Annotated in this window: 5 protein-coding genes, 2 tRNA genes and 3 rRNA genes; 9 read left to right on the plus strand and 1 reads right to left on the minus strand. The window is 40.7% G+C overall.

Annotated elements, in window-relative coordinates; genetic code table 11:
• The first annotated feature begins 68 nt into the window (after positions 1-68).
• Together F3G69_RS00850 and F3G69_RS00855 are read left to right on the plus strand one after the other, a co-directional pair.
• Complete coding sequence (locus F3G69_RS00850) at positions 69-914, plus strand: fumarate hydratase (RefSeq protein WP_149714146.1); 846 nt, start codon at positions 69-71, stop codon at positions 912-914.
• Positions 915-923: 9 nt separating this feature from the next.
• Complete coding sequence (locus tag F3G69_RS00855; protein WP_084109801.1) at positions 924-1,484, plus strand: Fe-S-containing hydro-lyase; 561 nt, start codon at positions 924-926, stop codon at positions 1,482-1,484.
• A gap of 32 nt (positions 1,485-1,516) precedes the next feature.
• Here F3G69_RS00855 and cheQ read toward each other — a convergent pair whose 3' ends face one another.
• Positions 1,517-1,990, minus strand: a complete 474-nt coding sequence (gene cheQ, locus F3G69_RS00860) for a cheVAW transcriptional regulator CheQ (RefSeq protein WP_149714147.1) — start codon at positions 1,988-1,990, stop codon at positions 1,517-1,519.
• A 96-nt stretch (positions 1,991-2,086) separates the two neighbouring features.
• Between cheQ and F3G69_RS00865 the strand changes: the two genes are divergently transcribed.
• The 7 genes from F3G69_RS00865 (at position 2,087) to F3G69_RS09615 (ending at position 8,824) form a co-directional block, all read left to right on the plus strand.
• Positions 2,087-2,461, plus strand: a complete 375-nt coding sequence (locus F3G69_RS00865) for a RidA family protein (RefSeq protein WP_149714148.1) — start codon at positions 2,087-2,089, stop codon at positions 2,459-2,461.
• 442 nt (positions 2,462-2,903) lie between these two features.
• Positions 2,904-4,414, plus strand: a 16S ribosomal RNA gene (locus tag F3G69_RS00870).
• Between the two features lie 94 nt (positions 4,415-4,508).
• Positions 4,509-4,585, plus strand: a tRNA-Ile gene (locus F3G69_RS00875).
• Between the two features lie 12 nt (positions 4,586-4,597).
• Positions 4,598-4,673: transfer RNA gene (locus F3G69_RS00880), tRNA-Ala, on the plus strand.
• Positions 4,674-5,000: 327 nt separating this feature from the next.
• A 23S ribosomal RNA gene (locus F3G69_RS00885) occupies positions 5,001-7,904 on the plus strand.
• 133 nt (positions 7,905-8,037) lie between these two features.
• Positions 8,038-8,156 (plus strand): 5S ribosomal RNA (rrf, locus tag F3G69_RS00890).
• Together the 16S, 23S and 5S rRNA genes with 2 tRNA genes alongside form the textbook arrangement of a ribosomal RNA operon.
• Before the next feature lie 224 nt (positions 8,157-8,380).
• On the plus strand, positions 8,381-8,824 hold the full coding sequence (locus tag F3G69_RS09615; RefSeq protein ID WP_180997302.1) for a ComEA family DNA-binding protein: 444 nt from the start codon (positions 8,381-8,383) through the stop codon (positions 8,822-8,824).
• Positions 8,825-9,076 lie beyond the last annotated feature (252 nt).

Consider the following 9,076-nt stretch of genomic DNA (forward strand, 5'->3'; position numbering starts at 1 on the left):
GTAAAATTTAATCTTAAATTTTAAATATAGTTAATATAATTAAAAATTGTTTTTTACGAGGAGTAAAGATGAGAATAATAAATGCAAAAGATATAAGAGAAGTCGTTGCTAAGCTTTGCAAACAGGCCTGTTATGTCGTGACGCCAGATTTAAAGGCTGCTTTTACAAAGGCACAATGTAGCGAAAGTTCGTCACTAGGCAAAGACATTTTGGGCAAAATTTTACAAAATGCTAAGCTTGCAGAAGAGGGCGTTGCACCTATCTGCCAAGACACCGGTATGACGGTTGTTTTTGTGCAGATCGGCCAAGATGTGCATATCGAGGGTGGATATATTGAAGATGCGATAAATGAGGGCATTGCGGAAGGCTACACTGAAGGTTATCTAAGAAAGTCAGTCGTGGCTGAGCCACTTTTTGAGAGAAAAAATACCACAAACAACACTCCAGCCGTCATTCACACTAGAATCGTGCCAGGAGATAAGCTAAAGATAAAAGTAGCTCCAAAAGGTTTTGGTAGTGAGAATAAATCAGTTTTAAAAATGCTTGTGCCAGCTGATGGTATAGAAGGTGTAAAAAAAGTCTTTTTAGAGGCTGTAAAATACGCTGGACCAAATGCCTGTCCTCCACTAACAATAGGCGTTGGCATAGGCGGTACGATGGATAAGGCAGCACTTTTGGCAAAAGAAGCAGCAGTTCGTTCAGTCGATAGTAAAAATTCTGATCCAAGATATGCCAAATTAGAAGACGAGTTACTAGAGATTGCTTGTAAAACTGGTGTTGGTCCTCAAGGACTTGGTGGTGACACCACTGCCATTAAAGTAAATGTCGAGTGGTATCCAACTCACATAGCAGGTCTTCCTGTTGCTATAAACATTAACTGCCATGCTGCACGTCACGCAGACGCTGAGCTTTAAGGAGAGAAAATGTCAGAAGTAAAAAGAATAACAGCACCATTTGATAAAGAGGTGGTAAAAAGCCTAAAAGCAGGCGACAATGTCCTAATATCAGGCACTATCATAGCAGCTCGTGACGCTGCACATAAGGCACTTACTGAAACTTTAGCACGCGGCGAGAAGCTACCAGTTGAACTAAAGGGTGAGACTATCTACTACGTTGGACCAACTCCAGCCAAGCCAAATCAAGCTATCGGCGCAGCAGGCCCAACAACAAGCGGTAGAATGGATAAATACACCCCAACTATGATAAATGAAGTTGGTATAAATGGTATGATCGGTAAAGGCTACAGGAGTGACGCAGTAGTCGAGGCTATGAAAAAATCATGCTGTGTTTATATGGTTGCTATCGGCGGCATCGGAGCACTTATTAGCCAAAGTATCAAAAAATATGAGGTGCTAGCTTACCCAGAACTAGGACCAGAGGCAGTTGCTAGGCTTACAGTTGAGGACTTTCCAGCGATAGTTGCCATTGACTGCGAGGGTAATAACTTTTATGAAGTCGGTCAAGCACCTTACAAAAAGATCTAAATTTATCCCGCTAGCAAGCTAGCTAGCGGACTTTAATAATATCCAAGACACATCGTTTCAGTTAATTTTATGCGTTTTTCAAATGGAGCAGGCGAGAAAAATTTGCACTTTTCAATGTAAATTCTATAAGAATAGCTAAGATTAAAATCATCATAAAATTTCTTCAAGTCTATAAATTTGATGCCGCAAATCTCATAAAATTTAAAGAGCTCGTAGATCTTAGAGCTATTTTTTGCTACAAGATGAGAAGGAGCAAGCGAGGTAAAAGAGCAAAATACGCCTGTTGGAATAAGTCCATTTAAAGGTGTGCAGGTTTTTATAATGTTTTGAAATTTGGCTGGAATGCTATTTTTTCTAAGAAAAACTATTCTTGAGTTTTCAAATTTAGCACTTATGATGTTTTTCCAAAAAAGATAAGCATTTGATGAGATGCCAGCATTTTTAGCCAACTCAGCACCGAGTACATAATCATCTAAAAACTCATTTGGTGCGAGTATATTTTGCATCTTCATCCTTTTGAAATTTTGCCCATTATAGCTTTTGGAGACTAAAAATTTAGAAAATTTATAGTAGGATTTTAAAAAATTTCAAAAGGAGAAAATATGAAAAAACAAATCTCAACAAAAAATGCTCCACAAGCGATTGGGCCATATTCTCAAGCTATTAGAGCAAATGGATTTTTATTTATCTCAGGTCAGCTTGGTGTCACACCAGCGGGTGAGTTTGCAGGTAGTAGCGTAGAGGCCCAAGCTGAGCAATCACTTGAAAATTTAAAAAATATCTTGGCTGAAGCAGGACTTACTTTTGATAATGCTGTAAAGACTACAATATTTCTAGCAGATATGGCAGATTTTGTTAAAGTAAATACTGCGTATGCTAATTTTTTTAAAGAGCCTTATCCTGCTAGAAGTACAGTGGCTGTTAAAACCTTGCCAAAAGACGCACTTGTGGAAATAGAGCTTATCGCGGCTTATTAATATACATTGTGTAAAAGTTCACATAATTTAATGTTTAAATGATGGAGAGCAGAAACTCTCCAAATTTATACTTCAAAAACTAAACCCTTAACCTATAATAAAAATACATACTTTAAAATTTTTAATCGCCAACAATTTTTTCTCAAATTCCCTAATTATTTCAACTATCTTTAAGTATTGCTCATATATAATTCCAGCTCACGAAACGAGAAACCACCTTTAACTTCATTGGTTAATAAAGCCTTTTCTTTTTATCGTTGTTCTTTTAATTTACAATTGTTAAACTATTAGTCAATCTTTGAAATCTAAACAAGTGATCGATTGAGCCAGTCTATTATTTTATAATTATAATAGATTAGACAAACTAATAAATAAAACTAAAAGTTTTTTTGATTAAAAACTTCATAATAAAATCCTATCAAATAAATTTTGCTAGGTAATTAATATGGAGAGTTTGATCCTGGCTCAGAGTGAACGCTGGCGGCGTGCCTAATACATGCAAGTCGAACGGACAAGTAAGAGCTTGCTCTTATGAGTTAGTGGCGCACGGGTGAGTAATGTATAGCTAATCTGCCCTACACTAGAGGACAACAGTTGGAAACGGCTGCTAATACTCTATACACCTCTCTAGCATAAGTTAGATAGGGAAAGTTTTTCGGTGTAGGATGAGGCTATATTGTATCAGCTAGTTGGTGAGGTAATGGCTCACCAAGGCTATGACGCATAACTGGTCTGAGAGGATGATCAGTCACACTGGAACTGAGACACGGTCCAGACTCCTACGGGAGGCAGCAGTAGGGAATATTGCTCAATGGGGGAAACCCTGAAGCAGCAACGCCGCGTGGAGGATGACACTTTTCGGAGCGTAAACTCCTTTTGTTAGGGAAGAACAATGACGGTACCTAACGAATAAGCACCGGCTAACTCCGTGCCAGCAGCCGCGGTAATACGGAGGGTGCAAGCGTTACTCGGAATCACTGGGCGTAAAGGACGCGTAGGCGGATTATCAAGTCTCTTGTGAAATCCTATGGCTTAACCATAGAACTGCTTGGGAAACTGGTAATCTAGAGTGAGGGAGAGGCAGATGGAATTGGTGGTGTAGGGGTAAAATCCGTAGAGATCACCAGGAATACCCATTGCGAAGGCGATCTGCTGGAACTCAACTGACGCTAATGCGTGAAAGCGTGGGGAGCAAACAGGATTAGATACCCTGGTAGTCCACGCCCTAAACGATGTATACTAGTTGTTGCTAAGCTAGTCTTGGCAGTAATGCACCTAACGGATTAAGTATACCGCCTGGGGAGTACGGTCGCAAGATTAAAACTCAAAGGAATAGACGGGGACCCGCACAAGCGGTGGAGCATGTGGTTTAATTCGAAGATACGCGAAGAACCTTACCCGGACTTGATATCTAACAAATCATCTAGAGATAGAAGAGTGTCTGCTTGCAGAAATGTTAAGACAGGTGCTGCACGGCTGTCGTCAGCTCGTGTCGTGAGATGTTGGGTTAAGTCCCGCAACGAGCGCAACCCACGTCATTAGTTGCTAACAGTTCGGCTGAGCACTCTAATGAGACTGCCTTCGTAAGGAGGAGGAAGGTGTGGACGACGTCAAGTCATCATGGCCCTTATGTCCGGGGCGACACACGTGCTACAATGGCATATACAATGAGAAGCAATATCGCGAGATGGAGCAAATCTATAAAATATGTCCCAGTTCGGATTGGAGTCTGCAACTCGACTCCATGAAGCCGGAATCGCTAGTAATCGTAGATCAGCCATGCTACGGTGAATACGTTCCCGGGTCTTGTACTCACCGCCCGTCACACCATGGGAGTTGATTTCACTCGAAGCCGGAATACTAAATTAGTTACCGTCCACAGTGGAATCAGCGACTGGGGTGAAGTCGTAACAAGGTAACCGTAGGAGAACCTGCGGTTGGATCACCTCCTTTCTAGAGTACATATAGATATTCTCTCACAAGATATCTATAAGAAAGATATTCTCAATCATCCTTGTTTAGTTTTGAAAGATTGATAGACCTATAGGGGCCTATAGCTCAGCTGGTTAGAGTGCACCCCTGATAAGGGTGAGGTCACAAGTTCAAGTCTTGTTAGGCCCACCAGAGAATTTAATTGGGGAATTAGCTCAGCTGGGAGAGCGCCTGCTTTGCACGCAGGAGGTCAGCGGTTCGATCCCGCTATTCTCCACCATAAAATAGTTTAACTATATTAAGTCTAATTAGAGAGCTTAAAAATTTAAACTTTCTAATTAGACTTTTGTCTAAATGTTCTTTTAATTAATATTGTTAATAGTCACAAGCAAGTTTTAAAAACAATTTTACAGGACTTGTTAAAGATTTAAATTTCTATTCTCTTTGCATTTAATGCAAAAGTTTGACATCACAATCTATTTAGGATTTAAAACTTATCTAAATAGTAGTCAATGCTTTCCGTCTTGAGAGCTAGAATTTAAATATAGTAATATAAAGTTATCTTTAACAAGGAAGTGATGCGAATTAGAATAATCTAATATAGAAAAGGTAAGCTACAAAGAGCAAGTGGTGGATGCCTTGGCTAGTAGAGGCGATGAAAGACGTGCCAGGCTGCGATAAGTCTCGGGGAGCCGTCAAGGGGCTTTGATCCGGGAATTTCTGAATGGGGCAACCCAGTTAAGCGCGAGCTTAACTACCTAATATGGAGCGAACGAGGGGAATTGAAACATCTTAGTACCCTCAGGAAAAGAAATCAAAAGAGATTACGCTAGTAGCGGCGAGCGAACGCGTAAGAGGGCAAACCGTTAGTTTACTAACGGGGTTGTAGGACTGCAATATAGACTAAACTTAGCTAATAGAATAATCTGGAAAGATTAAGCATAGAGGGTGATACTCCCGTATATGAAAGCTTTGTTTTACTTAGCAGTATCCTGAGTAGGGCGGAACACGTGATATTCTGTCTGAAGCTGGGTAGACCACTATCCAACCCTAAATACTACTACTAGACCGATAGTGCACAAGTACCGTGAGGGAAAGGTGAAAAGAACTGAGGTGATCAGAGTGAAATAGAACCTGAAACCATTTGCTTACAATCATTCAGAGCCCTATGATTTATCAGGGTGATGGACTGCCTTTTGCATAATGAGCCTGCGAGTTGTGATGTCTGGCGAGGTTAAGGAAATCCGGAGCCGTAGCGAAAGCGAGTCTTAATAGGGCGTTTAGTCAGACGTTGCAGACCCGAAACGATGTGATCTATCCATGAGCAGGTTGAAACCGGTGTAAGAGCCGGTGGAGGACCGAACCCGCTAGCGTTGAAAAGCTATGGGATGACTTGTGGATAGGGGTGAAAGGCCAATCAAACATCGTGATAGCTGGTTCTCTCCGAAATATATTTAGGTATAGCGTCATGTAGTAACACTAGGGGGTAGAGCACTGAATGGGCTAGGGCATACACCAATGTACCAAACCCTATCAAACTCCGAATACCTAGTGTGTAATCATGGCAGTCAGGCGGCGAGTGATAAAATCCGTCGTCGAGAGGGGAACAACCCAGACTAACAGCTAAGGTCCCTAAATCTCATTTAAGTGGAAAACGATGTGGAGTTACTTAAACAACCAGGAGGTTGGCTTAGAAGCAGCCATCCTTTAAAGAAAGCGTAATAGCTCACTGGTCTAGTGATTCTGCGCGGAAAATATAACGGGGCTAAAATGAGTACCGAAGCTTTAGACTTAGTTTTACTAAGTGGTAGGAGAGCGTTGTATTTGCGTTGAAGGTATACCGGTAAGGAGTGCTGGAGCGAATACAAGTGAGCATGCAGGCATGAGTAGCGATAATTGGGGTGAGAATCCCCAACGCCGTAAACCCAAGGTTTCCTACGCGATGCTCGTCATCGTAGGGTTAGCCGGGTCCTAAGCAAAGTCCGAAAGGGGTATGCGATGGAAAATTGGTTAATATTCCAATGCCAACTATAATGTGCGATGGAAGGACGCTTAGAGTTAAGCAAGCTAGCGGATGGTAGTGCTAGTCGAAAGGTGTAGGTTAAGATCCAGGCAAATCCGGATCTTTTTAAGCCGAGACCCCACAGGCGTTTGAAGTTCTTCGGAATGGATAGCGAATTGCTGATACTGTCGAGCCAAGAAAAGTTTCTAAGTTTAGTTATAGTTGCCCGTACCGTAAACCGACACAGGTGGGTGGGATGAGTATTCTAAGGCGCGTGGAAGAACTCTCTTCAAGGAACTCTGCAAAATAGCACCGTATCTTCGGTATAAGGTGTGCCTAACTTTGTGAAGGATTTACTCCGTAAGCATTGAAGGTTACAACAAAGAGTCCCTCCCGACTGTTTACCAAAAACACAGCACTCTGCTAACTCGTAAGAGGATGTATAGGGTGTGACGCCTGCCCGGTGCTCGAAGGTTAATTGATGACGTTAGCTCTGCGAAGCGTTTGATCGAAGCCCGAGTAAACGGCGGCCGTAACTATAACGGTCCTAAGGTAGCGAAATTCCTTGTCGATTAAATATCGACCTGCATGAATGGCGTAACGAGATGGGAGCTGTCTCGAAGAGGGATCCAGTGAAATTGTAGTGGAGGTGAAAATTCCTCCTACCCGCGGCAAGACGGAAAGACCCCGTGGACCTTTACTACAGCTTGACACTGCTATTGGGATAAAAATGTGCAGGATAGGTGGGAGGCTTTGATCCATAGACGCCAGTTTATGGTGAGCCGTTGTTGAGATACCACTCTTTTTTATTCTGATAGCTAACTAGCTTGAGTTATCCTCAAGTAGGACAATGTCTGGTGGGTAGTTTGACTGGGGCGGTCGCCTCCCAAAATGTAACGGAGGCTTACAAAGGTTGGCTCAGAACGGTTGGAAATCGTTCATAGAGTATAAAGGCATAAGCCAGCTTAACTGCGAGACATACACGTCAAGCAGAGACGAAAGTCGGTCTTAGTGATCCGGTGGTTCTGTGTGGAAGGGCCATCGCTCAAAGGATAAAAGGTACCCCGGGGATAACAGGCTGATCTCCCCCAAGAGCTCACATCGACGGGGAGGTTTGGCACCTCGATGTCGGCTCATCGCATCCTGGGGCTGGAGCAGGTCCCAAGGGTATGGCTGTTCGCCATTTAAAGCGGTACGCGAGCTGGGTTCAGAACGTCGTGAGACAGTTCGGTCCCTATCTGCCGTGGGCGTAAGAAGATTGAGGAGAGTTGACCCTAGTACGAGAGGACCGGGTCGAACCAACCACTGGTGTACGAGTTGTTCTGCCAAGAGCATCGCTCGGTAGCTATGTTGGGATGTGATAACTGCTGAAAGCATCTAAGCAGGAAGCCAACTCCAAGATGAATCTTCTTTTAAGAGCTCATATAGACTATGTGTTTGATAGGCTGGGTGTGTAATGGATGAAAGTCCTTTAGCTGACCAGTACTAATAGCTCGTCTGCTTATCTTTTAATAAGCATCACTTCCTTGTTAAGGATAAAAACTTAATAAGATATGTTTTTATAAAACTTTGTTTATGACTTTTAACTTTATCAAGTAGTGTTAAATAAGAGATTTATATGATATATCTTTTATTTAACACTGCCCGTGACTATACAGACGAGGAAACGCCTTGCTCCATCTCGAACCAAGAAGCTAAGCTCGTCCTGGCTGATGATACTCTCCCTTACTGGGATGTTGGAAAAGTAGGTCGTTGCGGGCTTTGTTAATTTTTAATATTCTTTATCTAAACAATCATCTTTTAAAATATTATTTCTTAATTTATAACAAAAATATCAAGTCTTACATTTATTTATATTTTTAAATAATTAGACTTTTTATCTTTATATTTATAAATATCTTTTAGTTTATGCTTTTATACGAGTGTTGACTAAAAACACCAAATATGATAGACTCCAAACCCAAATTTACCCAAAAAGGACAAAAATGAAAAAGGTTATATTCTCGTTGCTAACAGCAGCTTCTACATTACTGGCAGCTGTAAATTTAAACACCGCCACAAAAGAAGAGTTAATGAGTTTAGATGGCATAGGTTCTTCAAAGGCAGATGCAATAATAGAGTATAGAAAAGCAAATAAATTTAACTCAATAGAAGATATAAAAAATGTAAATGGTATAGGCGATAAGACATTTGAAAATTTAAAATCAGATATATCAGTATCAGGCACTACAAAGATAGATGACACAAAATCAAAAACAAAATCTAAAAAAGATGAGATAAAAGAAAAGGTAAGTAAAAAGAGTGATGAAGTAAAAGAGAAAAAAGATAGTGCTAAAGATGATAATATAAAAGAGATAAAAGATAAGAAAGAAAAGCTAAAAGATAAAGCACAAAAGAGTAAAGCTAAAAAAGAGAAAAGCAAAGAGTAATAAAATCTAGAAATTTATAAAAATTCCTACATAAAGATACATAAAAATAGTTAGGAGCGCATAGCGTTCCTAATAAATAAAATAGATTGGTTTTTATATATCTGCCTGCTTTTTAAATTCTATAACCTAGTTTGTCTACTTTTTAAATTTTATAAATTAATAAGCTCATCTAATAGATCTTGTAAAGTAATGTTTCTTAAACTATTCTCTAAAGCTTCTTGTGCTTTTAGGAGGGGAGGGGTTAAGGATTTT

It is taken from the genome of Campylobacter concisus (genome assembly GCF_902460625.1).
Taxonomy (GTDB): domain Bacteria; phylum Campylobacterota; class Campylobacteria; order Campylobacterales; family Campylobacteraceae; genus Campylobacter_A; species Campylobacter_A concisus_AD.